Raw genomic sequence first — 25222 nt, 5'->3', positions numbered from 1 at the left:
AAATCCTGTTTTGTTAAAAGAATTTTTATGTGTGCTGTTTTAAATATAGGAAAAATAAATTTAAGCCTTCACTGATACCTGCCGGTCAATTTATGTAAAGAAATAATCCGTTCTGATTTTAAAGCACAAAAAAGCCTCCACTTTAATGAAATCATTAATCGAAGAGGCTTCTGAATTATTACAATAAATAGAATTTACACGGTCATTCCAATGTCTATTCCTTTAATTTTTCGATACAGATCGGTAGCATAATTATCAGTCATGCCCGAGACGAAATCAATGACCCCGAGAACTTTCTGGTAATCGGTTCCGTCATTGTAAATAAATTGCTTTGGAATTAATTTCAAAGCTTTTACGTCATAAGATTTTCTTTTTTCATCAGACTTCAGAATGGAAGGAATAAAGTGATCCAGTAATTCATACATCACATTATATCCTGCATTTTCAATTTCGACAACCGCTTTATGATTATAAATTTTTTCTACTGAAAAACTTTCAATATCCTGAAGTGCCTTATTTTCTTTTTTATAGATGTCCAGTAAACCGTTGCCAAGATTTCCTTCAAGAATGGTTTCAAAGTTATACTTATACATCTCAATTGATTTATTGATTAAGGCATTGATCACTTTTGCTCTTAAATAAGAAATCTGCTCATTTTCATTGGAGATAGAGCTTAGTTTTGTCTCAATTCTCTGAACATCATCGGTTTCAGACTTTACCAGCTCGAAAAATAAGTTTTTACAGTCTGCTGTTGATACAATTCCCAGTCTATGGGCATCTTCCATATCAATGATATTGTAGCAGATATCATCTGCTGCTTCTACCAGCCATACGAAAGGATGTCTTTTGAAAATATAAGGTTCTTCACTTTCAGCAATAAGCCGGGTTCCTTTCGCGATTTCCAGGAATATATCCTTTTCATTCTGGAAAAACCCGAATTTCTTCCTGTGAATGATTCCTTTTTTCTTTGCTACAGCCTCACACGGATATTTTGCTATGCTTGCCAGCGTTGAGAAAGTAAGCTGAATACCTCCGGCATCTTTCCCCTGCTGCTGCTGTGCCAGCACTCTGATCGCGTTGGCATTACCTTCAAAATTAACCAGATCTGCCCACTCTTTTTCATTGAACTTAGATTTCAGATCTTTTTCATTTCTTTCAAAATAGCTCGCAATGGCATCTTCCCCGGAATGTCCGAAAGCAGGATTTCCCACATCATGGCATAAACATGCTGCAGCTATTACATTTCCTAAATTGTGGAGATAAAAATTCTTTGAATCCTCCGCCAGTTCATTTTTAAAATCTTCAGCAATAAATTCACCTACAATACTTCCTAAACTTCTTCCTACAGACGAAACTTCCAGCGAGTGTGTAAGTCTGTTGTGTACAAAAACACTGCCGGGAAGAGGAAAAACCTGGGTTTTATTCTGCAGTCTCCTGAAGGCAGAAGAGAAGATAATTCTATCGAAATCCCTTTGAAAATCAGTTCTTGAAGCTTTAGTCTGCGGATTATTTCCTGTACGTTGATTGGTGAAAATGTGGTTTAAATTCATCATTTTTCAAAATTACTTCAAATTTTGATTGTACGGAATAGTATTTAGATTTTTATTGAACAGATCTCTCATTCAAAAAATCTATTATGATAAACGTTTTTTAGAGGCCGGAAGCTTGAAGAAATATTTTACATTTGGTGCAACTAATATAACTGAAGAATACTTTTGATTCTTCTTCATGCAAATTTTAAATTCTTTTACAATGAAGGACAACACATGGCTCAACAGATGGGATGAAAGGTACAGCAGCGAAGAGTTTGCGTATGGAACCGAACCGAATAATTACCTGAGGGAGCAACTTAGTCAATTAAAGCCCGGCACTATACTTTTCCCTGCAGAAGGGGAAGGTCGAAATGCTGTTTTTGCAGCGACACAGGGTTGGCAGGTTTCAGCTTTTGACATCAGTGCCAATGGCAGAAATAAAGCATTGCAGCTTGCGCATCAACTGGGAACCGCTATTGATTATCAGGTTGGAGAACTTTCTGATCTGAATTACCAAAAAGAGCAGTTTGATGCCATTGCACTTATCTACGCTCATTTTCCGGCTGCTGTTAAATCTTCTATCCATCAAATGCTGAATCAATATCTCCGTAAAGGCGGATTTATTATTTTCGAGGCTTTCAGTAAAAACCATCTTGAATATATCGCCAGGAATGAGAAGGTAGGCGGACCCAAAGATATTGAATCCTTATTTTCTATTGATGAGATCAAAGCTGATTTTCCAGATTATGATATTATAGAATTAAAAGAAACAGAAATCGAGCTCAGGGAAGGCTTGTTTCATAACGGAACAGGTTCTGTTATCCGTTTTGTAGGGCAAAAGCATAACTGATCCTGTAATGCTTACATAGATTTGTTTTAGGATGGAGATTCAGATAATGGAATACTATTTGAATCTTTATCTCAAAACAAACTTATGCCTGAAGGTCCATCCATCATATTAATGAAAGAAAGCCTGCAGCCATTTGCAGGCCAGCAAGTGACAGAAGTTTCAGGGAATGCCAAATTTGAAAAAGACTCTTTTATCGGGCAGACCCTTCTCGAAATCCGTACTTTTGGAAAGCAGACTTACCTTGTTTTTGAGAAAGCAGCCATCCGAATCCATTTATTGATGTTTGGCTCTTACGGTATTGATGAGCAGACCAAGCCGGATAAAAGCCTGCGCCTGGCTTTGTTTTTCCCAACCGGCAGCATCTATTTTTACACCTGCTCGGTAAAGCCCGTAGATCTGGAATTTCTCTCCACCATTGACTGGGAAGCTGATGTTATGAGCGATCAGTGGAATCCGAAAAAAGCTGAAGAAAAGCTAAAATCGAATCCGAAAATGATGGTGTGTGATGCCTTAATGAACCAGGATATTTTTTCAGGTGTAGGGAATATCATTAAAAATGAAGTCCTTTTCAGAATCGGAGTGCAACCTGAAAGTCTGTTGGGCAATCTCCCGGCTAAAAAAAGGAAAGAGCTTATTGCTGAAGCCAGAAATTACAGTTTTGATTTCCTGAAATGGAAAAGGGAGTTTGTTTTGAAGAAACACTGGCTGGTACATACCAAATCTGTATGTCCTGTTTGCGGACAGAAGCTGGTCAAAAAACAGACAGGTGCCGGAAAAAGAAGGAGCTTCTTTTGTGAAAAGGATCAGAAGCTTTATTGATAAGCAACTATTTTAAGTTTTGGCTAAAGCCGTTGAAGAATTATTTGACGGGCTAAAATCCGTTTCTATTGTATAATTTTTAACCGCAGATTACACAGATTTACACGGATGAATATGCATATTTTTATCATACCCCGATCATTAAATTACTGATTGCTTATTACTTATTACTCATTCATCAGTCTGAGTTGAGAAGTCCGCCGGCAAATCTTGTAAAGAATTCTGATCTGTATACTTCCCCAAGCGGGATTTCAGAGTCTTCAATGTAGATATTATGATTATCAAATGAATCAATATAGTTCATATTGACAACGTAAGATTTACTTACCCTGATGAAGGTTTCACCTGAAATTTTCTGATGGATGGTTTTCAGGTTCATAGCAGTGATCAGCTTCTGCTGCTGAGTATGGATAACAACATAATCTTTAAGTCCTTCTATAAATTTAATATCTGAAAAATTAATTTTGTAAAACCTGCGTTCGGCTTTGATAAACAAAAAGTCTGCAGTATTAGATTCTACGGTATTCTTTACTGTATCTTTAGACAACAGTTCGGTGTAAAGAATGGCCTTGTCAATTGCTTTTTCCAGTCTTTGGGGGTCAATAGGCTTCAAAAGATAATCTACGGCTTCCAGCTCATAACTTTTTAAGGCATATTGGGAATAGGCCGTTGTAAAGATGATCAGTGATTTTTTCGGAAGCATTTCAGCAAACTCAAGACCTGTTACCATAGGCATCTCTATATCCAGGAAAATAAGATCTACGTCATTATCTTTAAGAAACTCAAGAGCAGATGGAGCACTGGAAAATTCACCAAGAATATCTATACCGGAAATTTCAGTGATCAGTGATCTCATTTCTGATCTTGCCAAAGGTTCATCATCAACTATAATACAATTCATCACACGGGAATTTTTAAATTTACAATATATTCTTTATCTCCTGATTCTATCTGCAGATCAAAAGTATCACCATAAAGAAGTTCAAGCCTTCTTGTAATATTGGCAAGCCCGAGACCGCTGTTCTTTTTATCCTGAACAATGTAACCATGACTTCTTGAGTTTACACACATAAAATAAAGCTGCTTATTCTCAATATTTATTTTGATATTCACGTAAGACTCTCCTCCACTGATGTCTACACTGTGTTTAACAGCATTTTCTACAAAAGTGGTAAACAGGTTCGGCGGAATAAAGGTACTGTTGACAATTCTTTTATCAATATCAGTCTGAATATCAAAAGAAAAGTGATCTCGTCTTATTTTTTCAAGGTTTAAAAAGTTGGACAGAAAATCTATTTCTGAGGTCAGTAATGTTTTTTCTTCACTGTTTTCATACAGCTGATATCTGAGAAACTCGGAAAGTTTTACAATCACCACTGAAGCTTTGGCCGGGTCCGTCCTGATCAGGGCCTTTACATTATTCAGCATATTAAACAGAAAATGTGGATTGATCTGGTTTCTGAGCTCATTGAGTTCCATATTCAGGGTGAGACTGCTCAGTTCATTAATTCTTTTATTATCACTGATCCATTTCTGCAGGAGTTTTATGGTTGTAGTCGTCAGGATAATCGGAATACACATAAGAACACCTTCATAAATGCCTCCCCTTTCATTATCTTTCGGAATATATTGTGTTCTGAAATCGTGAAAGAGATGTCTGAAACCATACCCGATGAAATTAAGCCCTGCCACTCCCATCAGAACCAGCAAAACAAAATAGGTAATGTATTTGGTTTTAAAGAAGAATCTGGGTACCAATACATATATATTAATATAGACCATAGTAATCAGGATCGTATACACAAAGAATAAAACATAGTACTGATATATCCCGGAATACCAGTGCCAGAACCTTGTGCTGTAAATGAGAAAGAAAAAGAAGATGAGAAACAGCAGATGCCTACGGAATCCATATCTCGCTTCCACCAGAAAATCCATTACAAAGGTTTCTTCAAATTTCCACGGACTGTATTTCATAGGATAGGCTCATTTTATCATTAACAAAAATAGAGAATAACGGAAACTACAACTATTTTATTATACAAAACCTGTACTCTATTATACCAATGATTATACTTCCGGTTTTGGTATAAAATACCTGCCATTTTGTATAAAAACAAATTTACCTGTTACTTTTCTCTATTCCTTTGTACTATAAAATGCACACATATGGAATTAAAAGCTTTTCACGAACTGACCCAGGAAATATCATCAGAATGCTTTTTTATGACAGAATCTCAACAGGAAGAAAAAGTAATACAGCTTATTGATCTGCACCATTTTACAGAATGCTTCGACCCGAAAATGAAAATCCTCAGCTACCTGCACCATCCTATTAATATTGTGGAGCATAATGGTGATAAAAAAGGAATTCTGTTTTGTGATCTTAAACACTCTATTGTACCGGACAGTAATGATTCAGAAGCGTTCAGAAGAAAATACGGGCTCTCAGAGCTCTGGTTTGTTTTTGTTGAGGAAACATGTATTCAGGACACAGCCGGCTATACTGATGTCATTATTGAGAACTGTCTGGACATTTTCTATGACAGGATTTTTACTTTCAACTTTTTTCAGTCTATCATTCAACCTTTAAAAGGTTAAATCAAATTTTACAATTTCTGAACTTATTATTAAAGTCTCACTATCAGAGCGATTAAAAAAAAATTAAAATTTTCTCTTTTCAGTATTTAACCATTCCGGTAAAATATAATCAAAACTTCATAACACAAATTCAGGAGATTCTCTTTCATGAAAAATCTTATTACCTCTCATGCAAATGGTTTATGAAAATGATTTCAGGATTTTAATATAAGAACTTACTAAAAATAGAATATGGCTGTACCCAAACAGATATTTCAGACTTTTATCACTAAAAAACTTCCTCTGATTACGCGTTATCATATCTGGAATATGAAAAGAAAGAATCCTGAATATGAGTATTACTTTTATGATGATCAGGATATAGAAAATTTCCTTGAAGAAGAATTTCCTCCCCAATATATTGAAACTTATCGCAAACTGAGGATTGGTGCTTCAAAAGCTGATTTTTTCAGATATGCTGTTTTATATAAGAAAGGAGGAGTATATCTGGATGTCGACAGCAGTATTATCAAACCATTCAGAAAATTGATTAAGGATAATGATGAAGCCGTAATCAGTGTAGAAAGGCATGAAAACCTGTATGTTCAATGGGCACTTATTTTCAATAAAAATCACCCTTTCCTAAAGAAAACCTTGGAATTGATGATGGATAATATAAACAGCCACCGATATCCACATGATATACATTCTACTACAGGACCTACCGTATTCAGTAATGGAATCAGACAGTCATTAGAAGAAAATCCGGACATTCCCTTTACATTATTTGACGGTATTGAGTTCCGCGGATATTTAAAGTTCAAATATAAACTGGGAAAATTCTTCCTGTACAAAACACGATCTAAACATTGGAAACAGATGCAAAAGCATCAGGAGATTATTTTTTAATGTGCTCCCATTTTTGAAAATACATTAATAATAATCACTCCGAGTACGATCAGGATAATACCAATTATAGCCGGCAGGTCCGGAACCTGTTTGAATGCAATAACACCGATTATTGTAATAAAGACAATTCCTACTCCGGACCAGATAGCATAAGTAATTCCTACAGGAATCTGACGAAGAGTGAGGCTCAGAAAATAAAAAGCGCAGGCATATCCGATGATTGTTACTACAGACGGCCATAGTTTGGAAAATTCCTCAGACTTTTTCAGGAAAGTAGTAGCGATGATTTCAAATATAATAGCAAGGGCAAGGAAAATATAACTGCGTCCCATAAATTCATTCTTTGTACAAAAATAGTGAAAGCTTCCGGAGAATTTCCAAATGAGAAAAGTTATTATAGTTCATACCCTAATGGTAATTTGCATTTCCTGTATCTGTTGAAGACTCTGACTTTTCAAAACATCAATAAGCAAAAATACTTTCTAAAGGCACTTAATTAATTTTAAGTGCTTTATTTTTAGATATTTTCATTTTTTTCATGCGCTTATCTGGCGTAAAAAATATGCCATCAGGTCTTATTATGATGCAACTGTGTCATAAAATTAATATCTCTCTATGTCATGAAATGTCACAACTGACAAAAATTCCAGCACAAAAATTATAAGAAACAATAAATTTTCTTAATATAAAAATCTATTTCAGGTGAAAAATCTACAGTCAAAATGATACTTAAAAATGATATTATGCGAAGCATTATTTATTATTTGTTTTATCAAGTCCGATATAGAAGTCAGGAAACGGTTAACGTTTTCACATAATTTTACAGAAAGAATAATAAAAGTATTAATAAATTCTCAATAACACATTAATTTAATGTAAACAAAATCTAACTAAAGAATGAACACAAACCCCCGTAATACACTGATAAACATCATAATATTTTACTTTGGCACATGATTTGAAAGTAGTAATATTGCAATTGAAAAATTAATAAAAAAAAGTCAAATAATTAAAAATAATACAAAATGATAACTTATATCGGTATCGCAACAGGTTTAGTAGTAATTACTTCATATTTCATGACAGTAAGAAGAGAAAGAAACTAATATTAAATAAAGCAAGCCTATAGAATATCTATACTAATTATATTGTTTTATGTTTTTAGTCTGAGAAATCGGATTGCTATTTTACCCGTCGGGTAAAAGGGTCCAAAAACATAAGCAGAAAGATCTTAGTTTCATAACAAATTTTAATATCCAAATGAGAAAGCCGGCTGCAAGCCAGGCTTTCTTTTTTTTATGGGTAAGTTCTGTAACAACGTAAAAGGTTTATTTCCCACAGATCTTCAGGAAGATTTTACAGAATATGCTGGTTTGTTCGTTAACCACTGATCCCATTCATCATTCATCATTCATCATTCATCATTCATCATTCATATTCATTACGCGTTGGACCAGTCGTTTATTATCATTCAGGATTCTTTTTGGCATTTAATAAAGCTTTATCTTTGTTCATTCAATCATCTTTAATTGTCATCATGAATCTGTACAACCTTATTATTCAGGATAAAGAACAGGTAAGCCTTAACGAAGTATTTCTAGATACAAAAAACAGAAACCAGCTTGTACAGCTCATCAAAGAGCACACGTACGTTAAAGAACTGCAGGAATATGGTCTTCCGGTTAATCATAAGATTTTACTGGAGGGAAGTTCCGGATGCGGAAAAACGATGACGGCAAATGCCGTTGCCAATGCTCTGGGAAAAAATATCATTATTTTAAACCTGAGCAATATTGTTTCGTCGCGCATTGGGGAAACGTCACAGAATATTAAAATGATTTTTGATAAAGCTGCCAGGGAAAGGTCTGTACTTTTTCTGGACGAACTGGATCAGATCGGGAAAGCAAGAGGAAGTGATGATAAGGATGTAGGGGAAATGAGAAGACTGGTTAATACCCTCATTCAGTTGATAGATTATTATCCTGAAAATGCACTTCTCATCTGCGCTACCAACCACCCTGAAATCATTGATACAGCACTGTTAAGAAGATTTCAGCTGAAGATCAACTATGAAATGCCTTCTGCTGAGACTCTTGACACTTTCTACGATCAATTACTGAGCCGGTTTCCCGAAGATATGAGAAGCGTTGAAAGAAAGTATTCTATTTCTTTTGCTGAAGCGAAAGATTATGCCTTAACTGCCGTTAAAGCTGCTTTAATTAAAAAACTAGAGGCCAAAGAAACCATTTCATCATGAAAGAAGATATTCTCCACAACCTCGCCGTTATCAATGAAAGAATAAAAAAAGTCTGTGAACAATCCGGAAGGAATATTGATGATGTAAAATTATTACTTGCTACCAAAACTGTTTCACCAGACCGTATTAAAATTGCCCTGGAAAACGCACAAACCTTAATTGCAGAAAATAAAGTACAGGAACTGAAGGAGAAATATGAAGATCTAAAGGGCACACCCCACGAAAATCACTTTATAGGCCATCTCCAGACCAATAAAATCAAAGATATCCTGAAATATGATGTCACATGCGTTCAGTCTCTGGACCGTCTTGAACTGGCAGAAAAACTTCATCAAAGACTTTTGGCTGAAAACAGAACAATGGATGTTTTAATTCAGATAAATACTTCTAATGAAGAAAGTAAGTTTGGTGCTGACCCCGGTGAAGCCATTGAACTTACCCGGAAAATTTCCGGCTACTCTACTTTGAAAATAAAGGGACTGATGACCATTGGCTTATTCAGTGCAGAAACAGAGAAAGTAAGAGCATGCTTTAAAATCCTGAAAAACCTTCAGCAGGACATCATGCATGAAAATATTCCTAACGTATAAATGAAAGAGCTTTCCATGGGAATGAGCGGAGATCTGGAAGCAGCCATTGAAGAAGGCGCCACTATTGTACGGATTGGAACTGCTGTTTTCGGAGCCATAAGCTATCCGGACAGCTATTATTGGAATGAAGGAAAAAACAAATAACAAAGACTAAAATTATATGTTCCCGTTTACTTATACTTTTGAGAGAAAAATCACAAAAGATAAAACCTCGGATCAGGTCATCTATACAGTACGCGATCTGTTAAGAGAGAAAAAGGTTCAAAATATTCTTTCCGGACCTGGATTTGTTTCTTTTAATGAAGGTCTTTTCAAAGAAAGATCCAATTGGGATTATTTATCTCTAATTGATAATGGGAAATTCACATATGATGAAAACAACAAAATATTGACCTATAAAGTCTACCTATGGAGGCTAAACCTTTTTTCGGTTATTTTTTTCATTATTACCATGGTTTATTTTAAAGAGTTCTTCGGTAATCTACTTCCCTTTTCAGCATTTTTGATCAATCATTCCCTTTGCTATTTTGGAAACCGTGGATTAATAAAAAATATTGTCCATAAAATTAACTATTTGTCATAACGAAAAACTCAATACAACATTTTAAAAGTCTACAAATCCGGTATAGTTTTTGCTGTAAATATTTCGTAACCAAACAAATACATTTATGAATAAAAAATTACTATCGGTATGTCTGTTTATGGCATTATTATTCTTTTTTTCATGTGAAAAAGAAAACACACAGATGAAAAGTGGAATTTCAATTGAAACCATTTCAATTATAACCTGCGTTACTATGGGCTTTGCTATTCTGCTGGCGTATAGCTTCAAAAGAAGATAAGAAACCGGAATTTAAATACTAGGCACCTCTCAGTTTTGAGAGGTCTTTTTTGTTTAATAAAAAGTTGAGATTGCTTCGCTACGCTCGCAATGACAATGACCGTACAAGGCTCGTAATTTGTCGGAAAAATACATCGTTTAAGCTTTGCTGAGTGCAACGCCTTTGTGAATATTGAAACAATTAGTAGTCGAAAATCCTTGACATTTGAGTTAAAGAGATTGCTTCGCTACGTTCGCAATGACGATTACTGCACAGAAAATACTCAATAAAAACAAAAAATCCCTCTCATTACTGAAAGGGATTTTTTATAGTTAAAAAACAGAGATTACATATAAGCTTCAATAGGCTCACAAGTACAAACCAAGTTTCTGTCTCCGTATGCTTCATCTACTCTTGATACAGAAGCGAAGAATTTGTGGTCTCTTACCCACTCTAACGGATAAGCGGCCTTTTCTCTGCTGTATGGTTTATCCCATGAATCTGAGATCACCAGTTGTTCTGTGTGAGGAGCATTTTTCAATACGTTGTTTGTTGCATCTGCTTCTCCATTGGCAATTTCATCGATTTCTTTTTTGATAGAAATCAATGCTTCTGCAAAACGGTCTATTTCAGCCTTGCTTTCAGATTCTGTAGGCTCAATCATCAATGTACCTGCAACCGGGAAAGAAACGGTAGGAGCATGGAAACCATAATCCATTAATCTCTTCGCCACATCAGCCACCTCAATTCCTAAAGATTTGAACTGACGGAAGTCTACGATACATTCGTGAGCTACTCTTCCGTTTTCGTTTGAATATAAAATCGGGAAATGCTCTGCCAGCACTTCTTTCAGATAGTTAGCGTTAAGGATAGCATGTCCTGTAGCCTTTTTAAGGCCTTCAGTTCCTAACATTTTGATGTAAGCATAAGAAATGTTAAGGATCAGTCCTGAACCGTAAGGTGCTGCAGAAATACCGTCGATTGCTTCTTTGGAACCGATTCTGATATTGGCATTGGAAGGAAGGAATGGTACCAGGTGTTTAGCAACACAGATAGGACCTACTCCAGGGCCTCCACCTCCGTGAGGAATTGCAAAAGTCTTGTGAAGGTTAAGGTGGCAAACGTCCGCTCCGATGTTTCCAGGACTTGTAAATCCTACCTGAGCATTCATGTTCGCACCATCCATATATACCTGTCCTCCGTGCTCGTGGATAAGATTGGTAATTTCTTTAATGTTGGCATCAAAGAACCCGTAAGTTGAAGGATAAGTGATCATTACAGCTGATAAGTTCGCTGAATGAAGTTCTGTTTTAGCTTTAAGATCTTCGAAGTCGATTTCCCCATTTTCAAGGTTTTTCACGACTACGATTTTCATTCCTGCCATAGCAGCAGAAGCCGGGTTTGTCCCGTGTGCAGACTGAGGAATCAATACTACATTTCTGTGGTGGTCTCCTCTTGAGATATGATATTGTCTGATGACCATTAATCCTGCATATTCACCCTGAGCTCCGGAGTTTGGCTGAAGAGAAGTTCCTGCAAAACCTGTAATTTCTGCCAGGTCTTTCTCCAGTTCACGGATCATTTCCTGATATCCTTCAGCCTGGTTTACAGGTACGAATGGGTGAATAGCTCCCCAGTTTTCCCATGAAAGCGGTAACATTTGTGTTGCAGCATTCAGTTTCATCGTACAAGATCCTAAAGAAATCATTGAATGAGTCAATGATAAATCTTTTCTCTCAAGACGCTTGATATAACGCATCAGTTCTGTTTCCGTATGGTATTTGTTGAATACTTCTTCCGTAAGAATCTCGTCTTTTCTCAGATTTTCTTCTGGAATGCTGTATCCTTCTTTAATTTCTAATTTGAAAGTCTGCTTATCTTTAAACTGAGCGAAAGAAGCCATCAGATAGTTTAATTTCTCTAATGTTGTACTTTCGTTGATCGCAATACTTACTACCCCTTCTGTGAAATAGTTAAGGTTAAGTCTGTGATCCAGCATCAGTCTTACTAATTTAGCTTTTTCTTCTTCAGGCATCGTGATTTTTACAGTATCGAAGATTGGCTCTTCTACCACCTGATACCCTAATGCTTTAAGACCTCCTTTCAAAGCGTTTGCTTTAAAGTGGATCTGATCAGCGATATAATTTAATCCTTTCGGACCGTGATATACTGCATACATCCCTGCCATTACTGCCAGAAGAACCTGAGCTGTACAGATGTTTGAAGTAGCTTTTTCTCTTTTGATGTGCTGCTCTCTTGTCTGCAATGCCATTCTTAATGCACGTCTTCCGTACATATCCTGAGAAACTCCAATGATTCTTCCCGGGATATCTCTTTTATAATCTTCTCTACAAGCGAAGAACGCTGCGTGAGGACCTCCGTATCCTAGTGGAATACCAAATCTCTGTGTAGTTCCTACCGCACAGTCAGCTCCCATCTCTGCAGGAGATTTTAGCTTAACCAAAGCAAGAGGATCACAAGCCACTGCTACCTGAAGGTCATGTTTTTTATATTCTACGATATCTTCAGTATAATCTAAAACGATTCCGTTTTTACCAGGATATTGTAATAAAACTCCATAGTAAGAAGCATCAAACTGGTGTGTTTTATGGTCTCCGACTACGATTTCAATTTCTAATCCTTCAGCTTTTGTTTTTAATACAGAAACGGTCTGAGGAAGAACAAGATCAGAAACGAAGAACTTATTAGCCCCTGCTTTTTTCTGGTCTTTAGACCTGTTATTGAAGAACATGTGCATTGCTTCTGCTGCTGCAGTAGATTCATCCAATAACGATGCATTTGCCAATGCAAAACCTGTAAGGTCACATACTACAGTCTGGAAATTAAGAAGAGCTTCTAGTCTTCCCTGTGCAATTTCTGCCTGATACGGAGTATATGCCGTATACCAGCTAGGGTTTTCAAAAATATTTCTCTGGATTGCTGAAGGCAAAAGCGTATTGTGGTATCCAAATCCGATATAACTCGTATAATCTGTATTTTTAGATGCCAATTCTTTTGAATGGTTCAACATTTCGTATTCAGAAAGTGGTTTCGAGATCTCAAGATCTTTCTCTAAACGGATAGAAGAAGGGATAGTCTGAGAAATTAACTCTTCAATACTTGAAACGCCAAGTTTTTCCAACATCGCCTGTTTATCGGCTTCATTAAGGGAAATGTGGCGGCTCACAAACTGTTCTGTATTCATTTTTATTTATTAGATTTTGTTTGTAAAAAGATGGGTAAAATTACGATTTTTTAAGAGAATGCACAACATAGAAAACACTGAGCTGTTTTCTTAAAAATTCTTAAAGTTCAAGAATAATATCTTTTCAAATGTTAAAAAGATAAAATTAATTATTTCACTGTTTAATGAACTTTATTCCGGAAAAGATCAATTTTTAAGAATATTCATTCTGTATCCGATGCAATTTTTCGTTATCACATTCTATGCGACTTCAAAAACCTAAAATTATTAACTTATAAGGTTTTCTTTATCATTTGTACATTCGCACCAACTACAGCAATGAAACATAAGAGCTGCCCTAAACCGTTATTTTAAACATTAAATACTGATAAATCCAATTTACATGAGTAATTAAAAGATAATCCATAATTAACAACACAAATGATGAAAAAAAGACTGAGCGGGCATGTTATGCCGGCGTTCACTACTATGGCTTTAGTATTATTTCAGACTAAAGCCCATGCACAAATAACTCTTGCCAACACGGATCCTGACTCTTCCGGAAGAAAATGGTCTCTATATCTAAAAGGATTTGTACAGGCTGATGCAATGCTTGACTTCCAGGAAATGGATTCGAAAGATGGAATTATTGCTCTGCTGATTGTCATTCCCCAACATAATTCGATATCAAGTAATTTCAGCATAAGACAATCACAAATAGGTTTAGGTATAAAACAAACTGACACAACCGGAGAATCTCCAATTTCAGCATATATAGAAACAGATTTTTATGGTCCAAACGGATCAACAACACCAAGGTTGAGACATGCCTATGTTCAATGGAAAAAGTGGCTGATAGGCCAGACCTGGAGCAATTTCAGTGATTCTGAAATTTTCCCAAGTATATTTGACTTTAATGGTGCTAACGGTATGATCTTCACAAGAGCCATACAGTTACGGTATACCGAAAAGCTTTCTGATAAAGAGACCTTATCCTTCTCAATAGAAGATCCTAATAAAGTAAGTATGACAATACCGCCCACTCAGCCGGAATGGAAGAAAAAGAATCTTGTTCCGGTTATAACCGCGCTGTACCGTTATGGAAATACCAGAGATTATATTAAGATAGGCAGTATGCTATCATCTCTCAGTTACGAAAATAAAGAAGAAAGTTATACTAAAGCAGGGTTTGCAGGAGTTCTTTCAGTTAGAAAATATATCAACAGTCTTTGTAATATCAGGTTTCAGGTCTCCTATGGCAAAGGATATGCAGGGTATAATATCGCTTTAACCAACAGAGGTTACGATGCTGTTTTCAATCCTCAGAATAATACTGCAGAAATGGTAAATCTTTTCAATATTCTAGGAATTTATCAGCACTGGTGGTCTCAAAAATGGAGTTCTGCTGTTTATTACAGTTACTCACAGGTTGGGACAGCTCAGGGTATCAATGCCAGATTTATGAGATGTTTTCAAAATGCAGCTGTAAATCTCGCTTATCATCCTTATAAAAATTTAAGAATGGGCATTGAAGGCAATTATGCTAAGGCAGAAAACTTTGAAGACAGTAAAGCAGATATTTTCAGGCTTCAGTTTTCTACATCATTTTCTTTTAAATAATCTCATTGCAGGCCTAATTTTCAGGCTTGCAATTTTTTATGAAATTTTATTAATTATATTTATTCTAAATTAATATATTTGCAACATGAATATGATAGTCCCATTTAAAGTTCCGCCTTTGGCACCTTACTCTTTCAATAATGAAGAGATGTTCTGTGAAAAGAAATCATGCTGTAAAAAATTCAAGAAAGGAAAAAGATGTAAAAAATGCCCGGGGAGAAAGAAAATGGCATAAGCTAGCCGAAGCTTTTTATCAGTATATAGATTGCAACCGCCAGGATAATAATGCCCCAGATCAGCATCATTATTTTAGGCTGGCCGAATTTGTTGATTCGGGTTGCGGGCTGTGGCTTAAACATTTCTTCCACCGAATTTTTGAACTTTTCAGAATCGTTCTCAAAAACTTCTGTGATGGTGATTCCCTGAACAACCGTTTTGTGCAAAAGAGAATTTGTTGCATGAAGCAAAAGCTGGAATTTTCCATCTTTAAATTCTGTGATCTTAAAGATCCTCTCTCCGTACGGCTTTTCTAGCCCGAAAGGCAATACCTTCACCACATCGGCATTACTCGTCTGCCAGTTGATGATAATCTCCTCTCCTTTTTTCGCATGAATTTTATTCGCTGTAAACGTTTTGATAGCAGGTGGAATATTATACCTGAAGCTTCGCTGGTGACTTTCTAAATTCTGATCATAGGTGCGTCTTCTCGCCTGATCACTTAAGGTCTCATAAGCCTCCTGAATCTCACGGAAACGATCTGCGAAAAAATCATCATTATCATTTTTATCCGGGTGGTATTTTAAAGATAACTTCCGATAAGCTTTTTTGACGTCTTCTTCTGAAGCATCCTGTGATATACCGAGAAAATAGTAGTAATCTTTCATTGAGCAATACAAAAATAAGGATTTATTTTTCTTCGTGTTTGATGTTTACGGTAAAATTTTGTCAGAAAAAGCAGATCTTAAAGTCATTGCGAACTGAAGATGAAGCAATCTCAATACAGCTCATATCTATTGGTTGGAAAGCGCAAAGACGCGAGGGTTTTTCACAACAATATGTATATTTTTAAGGCGCAAAGATTTTATCTCCGATAAAATTATACTTCTCTAAAAAAATGAAACGGTTATTTTCAACAGTTTCCCTGTCATTCCGAGCTTAGCAAGGAATCTCAACTCTGTATTCCCAGATTTTACAAATTCCTCAGATCATTTCGCAGCAACTTCAATGACAACCACTAAATGATAATAGACCACCATTATCTATTTACAGTAAACCATATTGCAGTAGTGGGTACTTCCCAGGGAGGATATATTGCGCAATATGTGTCTTATTATGAGAAAAATATGCAATTAAAATTTGTGATTATCGGTGCCAGTTTTAAAGATGACTCTTTGGAAAAAGATAAAAATTTCAGGCTTTATGGAAAAATACTTTCCATTACTGAAAAATCCGATGACGGACATGTTCCGATGTCGCATGAACAGCGGTTCATCAGATCTCACATTAAAGATTTTAAGGAAATAGAACTTAATACGGGACTGAATCATGGTTTTCTTTTCAAAGCGCTCAATGACTGGATTGCTCCGGCTAAGGATATTTCCAGCAGGAATTCCTTTTTTCATAAGACTGTCAATCTGCTTAGCCACTTTCTGAGCATACACTGAAGGATTCGTATCTGCTTTCCTTTTTTCAGAAATCACAACCGTATTTTTATCCTTTAGTTGATGAAGTATTGCTTCATATTCTGCAACACCATATTTTGGATGCTTTTCCTCCAAAGAATGGCTTTCCAGAAATTTATTATGCAGAAAGAAAATATAGTGTTTTTGCTGAGAATTCTGTCCATACATGATGATTGAGAAAACAGACAGTAATGCAATATAAATATACCTGAACTTCATGATAACCGAACTATTTTTTCATACAAATGTAGCGTTAAAAAGGCTTATATAACTTTTAAATAAAAAAATTCCGGCGCGGGAAGCAGAGCTTCTCGCGCCGGAATTAAACAATTTCAATTTAGTTCTTATGTATTATGCTTCGCAGGTATTATCTTTTCTGCAGCATCTTGAACCGAATTCTTTTTTGAACTTTCCTTTCAGTTCCTGATAGTCCTCATCATTCATTTCCCTGATCTTATCTGCCAGTCCGAAAGGGGACTTTTCTTTGATTCCGTATTCGTCAAAAATACCTTTGATAAATCTTTTTCTTTGTGCGGCTTTTTTAGCAATTAAGGCTACCCCCACAACGGCTAGTGCTCCAAGAGCTCCTTTTAATGCTGAATTTTTCATTTTTCAAAATTTTAAATTTTACTACTTCTTGTTTTTTATAGAGACGAATGAATTTTAATTTTACTTTACTACTTCTTTCAAATTTTTAAATTATTCGTTATTTCTGTTGAAGAATCCTCCGGAGCATTTGTTTCTCCAGATTTCCTTGAATTTCTCTCTTTCCTCAGGAGACAAACCTGCCATTTTCTCCCTCATTTTTCTTTCCTTGAAATCTCTCACTCCTTTTCCGAAATGAAAACCTCCGAAAAGAATTTTGCTTAAGATCAGTATTCCCATTGCCTGCCAGAAAGTAATCGTTTTCACTCCTAAAATCTCAGGAAGGAGACAGTTCCAAAGCATCATTACAATCCATGTAACGGCAGCTAAAATTAATGGCGGGCATAACAATAAAAAAATCCAACCCTTTTTGTGTTTATGATTCATAATTTCTTTTTCTAACTTTTTAAATCTTCGTATAATTTTCTCAACCTGTTTCTTAAGTGCTTCACAGCATAGTTTTTTCTGCTGATGATGGTTTTGATGTTTTCTCCCTGTTCATCGGCGATCTCCTGGAGGGTTTTGTCGTTCAGTTCGTTTTCTACGTAGACCAGCCTTTGTTTTTCGGGAAGTTCATCAAGCGCTTCAAACAGTTTTTTCCAGATTTCATCCTGAAACATCTTTACTTCAGGGCCTGCGCTTTCGTCCATCAAAAGGATATCTTTGATAGAGAACTCTCCGTCTTCGTCTTCATATACGAAATCTTCAAGATTTTCTGTTTTCTTTTTACGGTAACGGTCGGTAATTTTATTTGCCGTCACCCTGTACAGCCAGCCTCCAACGTTTACGATCTCAGAAAGATTCGTAAGGCTACTGAACTGATACCACACTTCCTGCAGGATATCTTCCGCATCCTCCGTGTTTTTCACTTTCGGACGAATATAGGACATCAGCTTCCCTCCGTAGTTGGAAACGGTCTGTGAGATGATGCTTTCTTTCTCCTTCTGTGGCATTGTTATTTTTTCGACAACCTCCATACTGATATGACGGTTAGTCTTTTGGTTTTACTTTAATAAATTTAAAATATTTTTCTTACAATTCAGTTTTTCTTTTATCCATCAATATTTTACCTTCTCAATTATCCCCGGATTACTCATTACTCATTACTCATTACTTATATTTAAGGGAGCTATTTCCCGCTATCCGCTCATACTCCTCACGCCAGACCATCCCACACTCTTCCCTCCGATTCTCCCACTCATGTTCCGGGGTAACCGCTTCTATCGGGGCTAAGTTGGTGAGTGATAATTGGTAAATGATGAATGATAAAGACCTTTTTATCCATTCTCAATTTCTAACGTTATTTTAGATTCCTACGGAATGACACAATTGTAATGATAGTTTATCCATACAGCTTGTCATTCCGTAGGTACTACAACTTTGCAATATGCTATTTTTCTATTTCTCTCTAAAAATGCGGTAAAATATTTATATACAATAGGTTTAGATTGTTTTTAGACTTATTGAGCATTGCAAGGTATTTTATCTTATCTTATAAATAGGCGAAAATTTTGACACAAATTTTGACACATTATTATGTTTGAATATCTTTGTTTTTTAAATATTCAATATGGCAACGGTAAAATACTATTTACGCAGCAAAACAAAGGGCAGCGCAATCCAAATTCAGTTATCAGTATCGAAAGATCTTAAAATGCGAAACTCTACAGGTTTGCAGATTGATTATTCAGATTGGAGTGATAAAACTTCCCTTCCTAAACAAAACAATCCCCATAATAAAAATCTCAGTGCAGAGCTTGTAGGCTTAAAGAAATTTGTACTGGAAGAATATAATAAGGATTTTACCAGTGGTGTATTGTTTGATTCGCACTGGCTTAAAAATAAGATCAGTCTTTTTTTTGAAAGAATAGATGTAAAGATCAGTGATGATATTGTGGTCAACTACATGAAAAACTTTAACGAGCTTCGGGCATTGGCTAAGACGAAAAAGACTACTGATCACCAATATCTCATGCTGGAGGATAAATTTTCAAGATTTCAGGATGTTCATAAGAAGAACTATGTCTTTGCTGAGGTAGACAAACGGGTAATGCTGGAGTTTAAGAACTGGCTTATGTCCAAAGACAAGTTAATGGAATCTACCGCCAACAGAACCTTAAAAAACCTGAAAACAGTATTGCTTGATGCCAGAGCAAATGGCAAGATACTGCACCCTCAGGTTGATAAGTTCACCATTGAGAGTTTATCCTGTATAAAGGTATTTCTAAACTTTGATGAACTTTCAAAAATCAAAAATGCCAATATTATAGGAGAAGACTTGCTTCATGCCCGTGACTGGCTTTTGATTGGCTGTTATACTGGGCAGCGTGTAAGTGATCTATTGGAGATGAACCAGACAAAAATTTTCACCAAAACAGATTCTGAAGGGGAAATTTACTGTTTTATAGATCTTGTCCAGCGTAAGACAGGTAAAGATGTGAGCATACCAGTGCATGATGAGGTTGAGCAAATTCTTATAAAATACGGGGATCAATTTCCGCCTTTATTCCGAGGTACGACTTTGGGCAGTAATGCAACCCGTTTCAACAGCCTTATTAAGAAAGTCTGTGAACTTTCCGGCATTAACCAGATTTTAAAAGGCAGGGTTTATAATGAAAAGCTAAAACGCAATAACATTGTAGAGACAGAAAAATACAATCTGGTCAGTACTCATATTTGCCGAAGAAGTTTTGCAACCAATTTCTATGGAGACAAGAGGTTCACCACGCCACAGGTGATGGCTATAACAGGGCATAAAACAGAAACCACCTTTTTACAGTATATTGGAAAAACCTCATCAGACCATGCTTTGAATACAGCAAAAACTTTTAGAGAGATAAAAGAACAGGGAGAGAAAATATCATAAAAAATGAGCTGTCTGTATAGTAAGTATTTGGTGAGATTATGTATTTTTGGCATTGAAAAAAAATATAATGCATAAAAACACAAATATTATTGTTTTGCTTAATCATTTAGGCGGGATAGATGAAGCTGATTTACAATATATAGAAGAAAAGTTTAAAGATTTACCCATTGTTCTTAAAGAGATCAGATCTGACAAAGAATATAATACCAATTTTGAAGATTTCTCCCTTCAGGTATTTTATAGTTTTTCATCTCCCTTTTTGGCTGCATTGATGCATCATGAAAAAGGCCTTGATATTTGGAAGTCCTTTAAAACCGTTTTAACCTATACCCGCAATAAGACAAGGTATGAAATCTATTCCCGGCAAAAGATGGAAATTTCCATCTTAAAACCTATTACCTTTGGCATTCATGTTGTGATGGACGCTAATACAAGTTATAATTTTGAGTTAAGCAGAATATTAGATGATAAGCTTTTTGAGGTATCGCTGGATAGGATTTTAACTTTTTTATCTGATCAGTCCCCCAACAAACAGTATGACCTTCCATTTTATGTGAGATATTCAGCAGACAAAAAACAATGGGAATCAGAATCTTTTCAGGACTATCTCTTAAGAAAAAGCATGAGTAACTGAAGCTCAATATACATTCCTACATTTCAAAAGGTACTTTACAGGAATCTTCTTTTACGGTGCTTCGAACCCCGGAAAAACGCCAGCAACAGATTTTTTTAAGGTTGTCAGTTGCTATTACTGCAATATAAAAACGTAGCACTCATAGGGTTTTATGAAAATATGAGTTGTTTTTTGGTAGTCATTAGGTTTCCATTAAAGAAACAGGTATTTATGGAAAACAGAAAAGTAATGCCAATACTGATTTTTTGAAAAATCCATCTATAAGGAATAAAAAAGATTATTAGAGAGATATTTATTATTTAGGATACAGTGTTTTGATAATCATTGTTTTATGTTCATTGCAAGCCTTTTGCGTGACGGAAGTGACGCTGTAGAAACAAAAATATTTTTCATTGAAAATTGTACAGTCAGAAAGAAATTAACTGTAAAAAAAGATTGTTTTGAATCTACATTTGCTACATTACCTACATAACTAAAATATAACGTATTGATTTTCAGATTGCTTTTTAAAAATCATGTAGGAGATGTAGGAAATGTAGCAGAAAAACAAAAATTATTTTTCACGGGAAAAGTTACCGGAGTTACTAAAGTTACTTTCTTTAAAAAAACATTTTTTTTCACCCGATCACTCTCATTCACATTAAAAAATTACTCCTTCAATTCTTTTTCTTTTTGGACTCCGAAAACTATCACTTTTGAAATAAAATTATTTTGCGACATACTTTGTCGCATTAGCTTTTTACCTTGGTTTTCCCAAATTATAAATTATGGAAGTTCCATTGTATGAAAGTCTGGAAGATTTCAAAGACAATTATCTGGCAGATTTCTCCTTTCAGGCGGAAGTAAGTATTTTGAAGTACCTCTCTATGTTAAAAAAGAGGTACAATATCTATATTGAAAAATGTAAGAGTCTGCACGAGAAGGGAGATTCCAGCCTTTTTACATTATTTGATATGATAGGAGAGCTGGAATCCCTTCTACCTTATCAAAGTTCATTCATCCTTAAAAATGATCTTCTGGAAAAGTTTAATCCCAGAGGGTATACTTATGATGACTTTATCATAAATCCAAAGCTTCTGGGAGAATGTGTTGATTTTGGAAATATCCAGGAGCAGGAGTGGGAAGAACTCTATAAGAAGATTCGTGATTTGTTTATGCTAAAGAAAACAATTTCCTATAAACAGACCCTTTTTTCAGAAAGGATGGAAAACTTTTATCAGATTATAGCCTTCATAGATGAGCAGATAGAACTTGAAAAAACTCTACTGCTGAGGTTTGAGGATCTTACTAAAAAATCAAATGCGGATAAGAATATTGATTTAAACAGCTGGGAGCTTTTTAATCATATCAGATATAATGATGTAGGCTATCTGGAAAGAAGCCGATATTTAAAAGATATTACAGAGAATTATCACCCTGACCTTTTGAAATCCCTTTTAAAAGACCTTGAATTGTATCTTTTCATTGAAAAGGATCAGAAGGAAGCTGAATATGATTCGGATGAGATCGCTCAGGCTATTAAAGAACGTGAAGCTAAAGACCTTCCTGTTCCCCGTTTAGATATAAGACCTGGGCATCTTTTAATAGATCGGCAGAAAGAAATCAGAGAAACCCATAAAAAAGAGAACGGCGAAAAAGAAACGGTTTGTGTTGATTTGGAAAGCTTACTGTTTCCATTTGAATTTTTCTCTTTGTATGAATTCCAGCGCAGCATCATAAGAAAGATTAAAGAACTCTCTCCAGAGGAAAAAGGGCCCCAGAGCGACATGGATATTTCAGAATTAAAGACCAGTAAAACCCAAAGTATAGCCTTGCTCCATCATACCGGAATCCTGGACTTTTTAAGAACCCAATATCCCACCTTATCAGATCGTCAGCTGGCAGGCTTTTTTGAGTTTCTGACTAAGGAGCCTATCACGGTGAGAAATCAGAGCAGCCAGTTTACCCGTGATAAAAAGTCTGTTAAATATCCTATCAAAAATAAAAAAGATATAGAAGATCTGGACAGGCTGCTGATTTCGTTTGGAATGAAAGAGAGACGAATTTTGTAAAGAAATTGAGTGCGGAAAAATAAAAAGTGGAATTAAAAAGCGTATTCTGAGAAGTGAAAAATAAAAAATTTACATCTTCATAAGCTATTGTAAATAAGTGAATTGAAAACTATTTGCGGGTCTAAAAACAAGGGTGCGGAAAATTAAATTTTTTCCGCATTTTTTCCTCACTCACCTTTGTTTCATAAAATTTAAACAATATTTATTTATGAAACAGCTACAGTTTATTGGTATGGAACCATACGATTTAATCCAGGAAATGAGAAGAGAGCTTATTCCTGATATTAAAAGAGAACTTAAAGAGGAATTCCAACCTAAAGAACCCACCGTGTATTTAACCCGCCAGGAAGTCTGTGATCTTCTTTCTATTGATATGAGTACCCTTCACCGTTGGCGTAAGGATGGGGTTCTTATCGCTTACGGTCTTGGGAACCGGATTTACTTTAAGAGAAACGAGATTCAGGAGCTTATTGAAAAAAACAGGCTAAAGTAAGCGCGTTATTCATCTTTAAAATCTTTCATAATGAAATTAAATCCTGTATTTGATGACCTGAATGATCCTGCCACCATCATTAATCATGTTCGGGGGCTTGTAGAGAAAGGCCGGGAGAAAGTCCTCCACGCTGAAATTCTGGAAAAGCTGAAAGAAGAGTTTGAGATATTAGACTTTATGCTTCTGGTATTTCCACAGGTAGAGAAGCTCCGGGGAGAATTAGAAAAGCTTCCCAGGGAAAGTGAGAAGGCTAACCTCATCCGTAAAGCACTCTCACAGTTAAAACTGAACCAAAAACACTATCTGATTCTCTCCATTGAGCATGTGATAAGACTCGCAGAAAAGAACCGTTGGGGATTGTGTAAGAATCACGATTTTATCTATCTCTATAACGGAACATTCTGGAACGAGCTGGATAAAGAACATTTTCAAAAGTTTTTGGGTGAATCTTCAGAACAGATGGGAGTTCCGAAATACTCAGCCCGGTTTTACCAATTCCGGGAACAGCTTTTTAAGCAGTTCCTTTCTACTGCTTATTTACCTACTCCTGAGATGAGTAAAGATATAGTACTGATTAATTTACAAAACGGAACATTTGAAATAAGTCCCAATGGTACAACCTTAAGACCTTTTGACCGCTCGCACTTTATGACCTATCAGCTTCCCTTCGGCTACGATCCTCATGCAGAAGCCCCTTTATTTGAGGCGTACTTAAATAAAGTGCTGCCGGATACGGAAAGACAACAAGTTTTAGCAGAGTATCTGGGTTTTGTATTCATTAAGCATGGAAGCAATGTCTTAAAGGAAGAAAAAGCATTGATACTCTATGGAACAGGAGCCAATGGAAAGAGTGTCTTTTTTGAGATTGTAAACGCCTTATTAGGAGAAGAGAATGTGAGCAGCTATTCACTACAGAGCCTTACCAATGATAACGGATATTTCAGGGCGAAGATTGCTAATAAGCTGGTGAACTATGCCAGTGAAATTAACGGAACGCTGGAGGCTTCCATCTTCAAGCAATTGGTATCCGGTGAACCTGTAGAAGCCAGACTTCCTTACGGACAACCTTTTACCCTAAAACAGTACGCTAAGCTTATCTTTAACTGTAATGAGCTTCCTAAAGATGTCGAGCATACCAATGCTTATTTCAGAAGGTTTCTGATCATTCCCTTTGATGTAACGGTCCCACCGGAAGAGCAGGATAAAAACCTGCATACCAAAATTATTGAGAACGAACTCTCAGGAGTCTTTAACTGGGTGCTGGAAGGATTGAACAGATTATTGGAACAGAAAAGATTTTCAGATTGTCAGGCAGCTCAAAAAGCGGTTGAGCGGTACAGAATGGAAAGTGACAGCGTACAGATGTATTTAAGTGAATATAATTACAGCCCCTCTGTCAAAGAAGAAATCCCATTACAGGACATGTACAAAGAATACAAGTATTTCTGTGAGGATAACGGATTTAAAGCCTGTTCCAATAAAACATTTTCTGATCGGTTGAGGAATTCTGGCTACCCAATAGAGCGTAAGACTTATGGTATGTCAGTAAACGCAGAGAAAAAAAAGTTTTGTTAATCTACATATCTATATATCTAAAATATAATACATTGATTTTCAGATTGTTTTTTAGAAACCATGTAGGAGATGTAGGAAATGTAGCAGAAAACAAAAAATATTTTTCGCCTAACA

The 25222-nt window shown here is 35.8% G+C and carries 21 protein-coding genes and 1 pseudogene; 13 read left to right on the top strand and 9 right to left on the bottom strand.

What is annotated here, in order from left to right; genetic code table 11:
- Positions 1 to 194: 194 nt before the first annotated feature.
- Positions 195 to 1550, bottom strand: a complete 1356-nt coding sequence (locus ACE3RB_RS03745; protein WP_374463079.1) for a deoxyguanosinetriphosphate triphosphohydrolase — start codon at positions 1548 to 1550, stop codon at positions 195 to 197.
- Between the two features lie 202 nt (positions 1551 to 1752).
- Between ACE3RB_RS03745 and ACE3RB_RS03740 the strand changes: the two genes are divergently transcribed.
- Positions 1753 to 2382, top strand: coding sequence for a class I SAM-dependent methyltransferase (locus tag ACE3RB_RS03740; RefSeq protein WP_374462967.1), 630 nt, complete (start codon positions 1753 to 1755; stop codon positions 2380 to 2382).
- 84 nt (positions 2383 to 2466) lie between these two features.
- Positions 2467 to 3201: a DNA-formamidopyrimidine glycosylase family protein gene (locus ACE3RB_RS03735; protein ID WP_374462966.1), complete on the top strand. Its 735-nt coding sequence runs from the start codon at positions 2467 to 2469 to the stop codon at positions 3199 to 3201.
- Positions 3202 to 3379: 178 nt separating this feature from the next.
- On the opposite strand, the gene ACE3RB_RS03730 is transcribed toward ACE3RB_RS03735, so the two are convergent.
- Together ACE3RB_RS03730 and ACE3RB_RS03725 are read right to left on the bottom strand one after the other, a co-directional pair.
- Positions 3380 to 4102, bottom strand: coding sequence for a LytR/AlgR family response regulator transcription factor (locus ACE3RB_RS03730; protein ID WP_374462965.1), 723 nt, complete (start codon positions 4100 to 4102; stop codon positions 3380 to 3382).
- On the bottom strand, positions 4102 to 5178 hold the full coding sequence (locus ACE3RB_RS03725; protein ID WP_374462964.1) for a sensor histidine kinase: 1077 nt from the start codon (positions 5176 to 5178) through the stop codon (positions 4102 to 4104). Before ACE3RB_RS03725 ends, ACE3RB_RS03730 begins: the two co-directional genes overlap by 1 nt.
- 192 nt (positions 5179 to 5370) lie before the next feature.
- Between ACE3RB_RS03725 and ACE3RB_RS03720 the strand changes: the two genes are divergently transcribed.
- Both ACE3RB_RS03720 and ACE3RB_RS03715 read left to right on the top strand, forming a co-directional pair.
- Entirely contained in the window at positions 5371 to 5802 is a 432-nt protein-coding gene (locus ACE3RB_RS03720) for a hypothetical protein (RefSeq protein WP_374462963.1), read from the top strand.
- Between the two features lie 231 nt (positions 5803 to 6033).
- The gene (locus ACE3RB_RS03715; protein ID WP_374462962.1) at positions 6034 to 6690 is read left to right on the top strand and encodes a glycosyltransferase family 32 protein; all 657 of its coding nucleotides are present in this window, start codon (positions 6034 to 6036) and stop codon (positions 6688 to 6690) included.
- Here the strand turns inward: ACE3RB_RS03715 and ACE3RB_RS03710 are convergent.
- A complete protein-coding gene (locus ACE3RB_RS03710) occupies positions 6687 to 7022 on the bottom strand; it encodes a multidrug efflux SMR transporter (protein WP_374462961.1) in 336 nt (111 codons plus the stop codon). The two genes, ACE3RB_RS03715 and ACE3RB_RS03710, sit on opposite strands and share 4 nt — an antisense overlap.
- Before the next feature lie 1205 nt (positions 7023 to 8227).
- Between ACE3RB_RS03710 and ACE3RB_RS03705 the strand changes: the two genes are divergently transcribed.
- Together ACE3RB_RS03705 and ACE3RB_RS03700 are read left to right on the top strand one after the other, a co-directional pair.
- On the top strand, positions 8228 to 8947 hold the full coding sequence (locus tag ACE3RB_RS03705) for an AAA family ATPase (RefSeq protein WP_374462960.1): 720 nt from the start codon (positions 8228 to 8230) through the stop codon (positions 8945 to 8947).
- Positions 8944 to 9681: pseudogene (locus ACE3RB_RS03700) on the top strand (YggS family pyridoxal phosphate-dependent enzyme). The gene ACE3RB_RS03705 and the pseudogene ACE3RB_RS03700 overlap by 4 nt, the downstream one beginning before the upstream one ends.
- 1023 nt (positions 9682 to 10704) lie before the next feature.
- Here the strand turns inward: ACE3RB_RS03700 and gcvP are convergent.
- Positions 10705 to 13563, bottom strand: a complete 2859-nt coding sequence (gene gcvP, locus ACE3RB_RS03695) for an aminomethyl-transferring glycine dehydrogenase (protein WP_374462959.1) — start codon at positions 13561 to 13563, stop codon at positions 10705 to 10707.
- A 420-nt stretch (positions 13564 to 13983) separates the two neighbouring features.
- Here gcvP and ACE3RB_RS03690 point away from each other — a divergent pair, with 420 nt between their 5' ends.
- Positions 13984 to 15162, top strand: coding sequence for a DcaP family trimeric outer membrane transporter (locus ACE3RB_RS03690; protein WP_374462958.1), 1179 nt, complete (start codon positions 13984 to 13986; stop codon positions 15160 to 15162).
- Between the two features lie 236 nt (positions 15163 to 15398).
- Here the strand turns inward: ACE3RB_RS03690 and ACE3RB_RS03685 are convergent, their stop codons facing one another.
- Positions 15399 to 16046, bottom strand: coding sequence for a J domain-containing protein (locus tag ACE3RB_RS03685; protein ID WP_374462957.1), 648 nt, complete (start codon positions 16044 to 16046; stop codon positions 15399 to 15401).
- Between the two features lie 354 nt (positions 16047 to 16400).
- On the opposite strand from ACE3RB_RS03685, the gene ACE3RB_RS03680 reads away from it, so the two are divergent.
- Positions 16401 to 16826, top strand: a complete 426-nt coding sequence (locus ACE3RB_RS03680; RefSeq protein ID WP_374462956.1) for a hypothetical protein — start codon at positions 16401 to 16403, stop codon at positions 16824 to 16826.
- Between the two features lie 369 nt (positions 16827 to 17195).
- Here ACE3RB_RS03680 and ACE3RB_RS03675 read toward each other — a convergent pair whose 3' ends face one another.
- From ACE3RB_RS03675 to ACE3RB_RS03665, 3 genes are all read right to left on the bottom strand, one after another.
- Positions 17196 to 17453 carry a hypothetical protein gene (locus ACE3RB_RS03675; RefSeq protein ID WP_232719747.1) on the bottom strand — a complete coding sequence of 86 codons (258 nt, stop codon included), beginning with the start codon at positions 17451 to 17453 and terminating at the stop codon, positions 17196 to 17198.
- A 90-nt stretch (positions 17454 to 17543) separates the two neighbouring features.
- Positions 17544 to 17876: a hypothetical protein gene (locus ACE3RB_RS03670; RefSeq protein ID WP_374462955.1), complete on the bottom strand. Its 333-nt coding sequence runs from the start codon at positions 17874 to 17876 to the stop codon at positions 17544 to 17546.
- Between the two features lie 11 nt (positions 17877 to 17887).
- On the bottom strand, positions 17888 to 18442 hold the full coding sequence (locus ACE3RB_RS03665; protein WP_232529173.1) for an RNA polymerase sigma factor: 555 nt from the start codon (positions 18440 to 18442) through the stop codon (positions 17888 to 17890).
- Positions 18443 to 19059: 617 nt separating this feature from the next.
- Between ACE3RB_RS03665 and ACE3RB_RS03660 the strand changes: the two genes are divergently transcribed.
- The 5 genes from ACE3RB_RS03660 (at position 19060) to ACE3RB_RS03640 (ending at position 25108) form a co-directional block, all read left to right on the top strand.
- Positions 19060 to 20355: a phage integrase SAM-like domain-containing protein gene (locus ACE3RB_RS03660; RefSeq protein ID WP_374462954.1), complete on the top strand. Its 1296-nt coding sequence runs from the start codon at positions 19060 to 19062 to the stop codon at positions 20353 to 20355.
- Positions 20356 to 20422: 67 nt separating this feature from the next.
- Positions 20423 to 20989, top strand: a complete 567-nt coding sequence (locus ACE3RB_RS03655) for a hypothetical protein (RefSeq protein ID WP_374462953.1) — start codon at positions 20423 to 20425, stop codon at positions 20987 to 20989.
- Positions 20990 to 21756: 767 nt separating this feature from the next.
- Positions 21757 to 23040, top strand: coding sequence for a hypothetical protein (locus ACE3RB_RS03650; protein WP_374462952.1), 1284 nt, complete (start codon positions 21757 to 21759; stop codon positions 23038 to 23040).
- A 208-nt stretch (positions 23041 to 23248) separates the two neighbouring features.
- Complete coding sequence (locus ACE3RB_RS03645) at positions 23249 to 23533, top strand: helix-turn-helix domain-containing protein (RefSeq protein ID WP_374462951.1); 285 nt, start codon at positions 23249 to 23251, stop codon at positions 23531 to 23533.
- A 30-nt stretch (positions 23534 to 23563) separates the two neighbouring features.
- On the top strand, positions 23564 to 25108 hold the full coding sequence (locus ACE3RB_RS03640; RefSeq protein ID WP_374462950.1) for a phage/plasmid primase, P4 family: 1545 nt from the start codon (positions 23564 to 23566) through the stop codon (positions 25106 to 25108).
- Positions 25109 to 25222: the final 114 nt, after the last annotated feature.

The organism is Chryseobacterium sp., assembly GCF_041914225.1.
In the GTDB taxonomy this organism is placed as follows: Bacteria; Bacteroidota; Bacteroidia; order Flavobacteriales; family Weeksellaceae; genus Chryseobacterium.
Note: the sequence above shows the minus strand (reverse complement) of the source record. Positions and strands in the feature narration are given on the sequence as shown.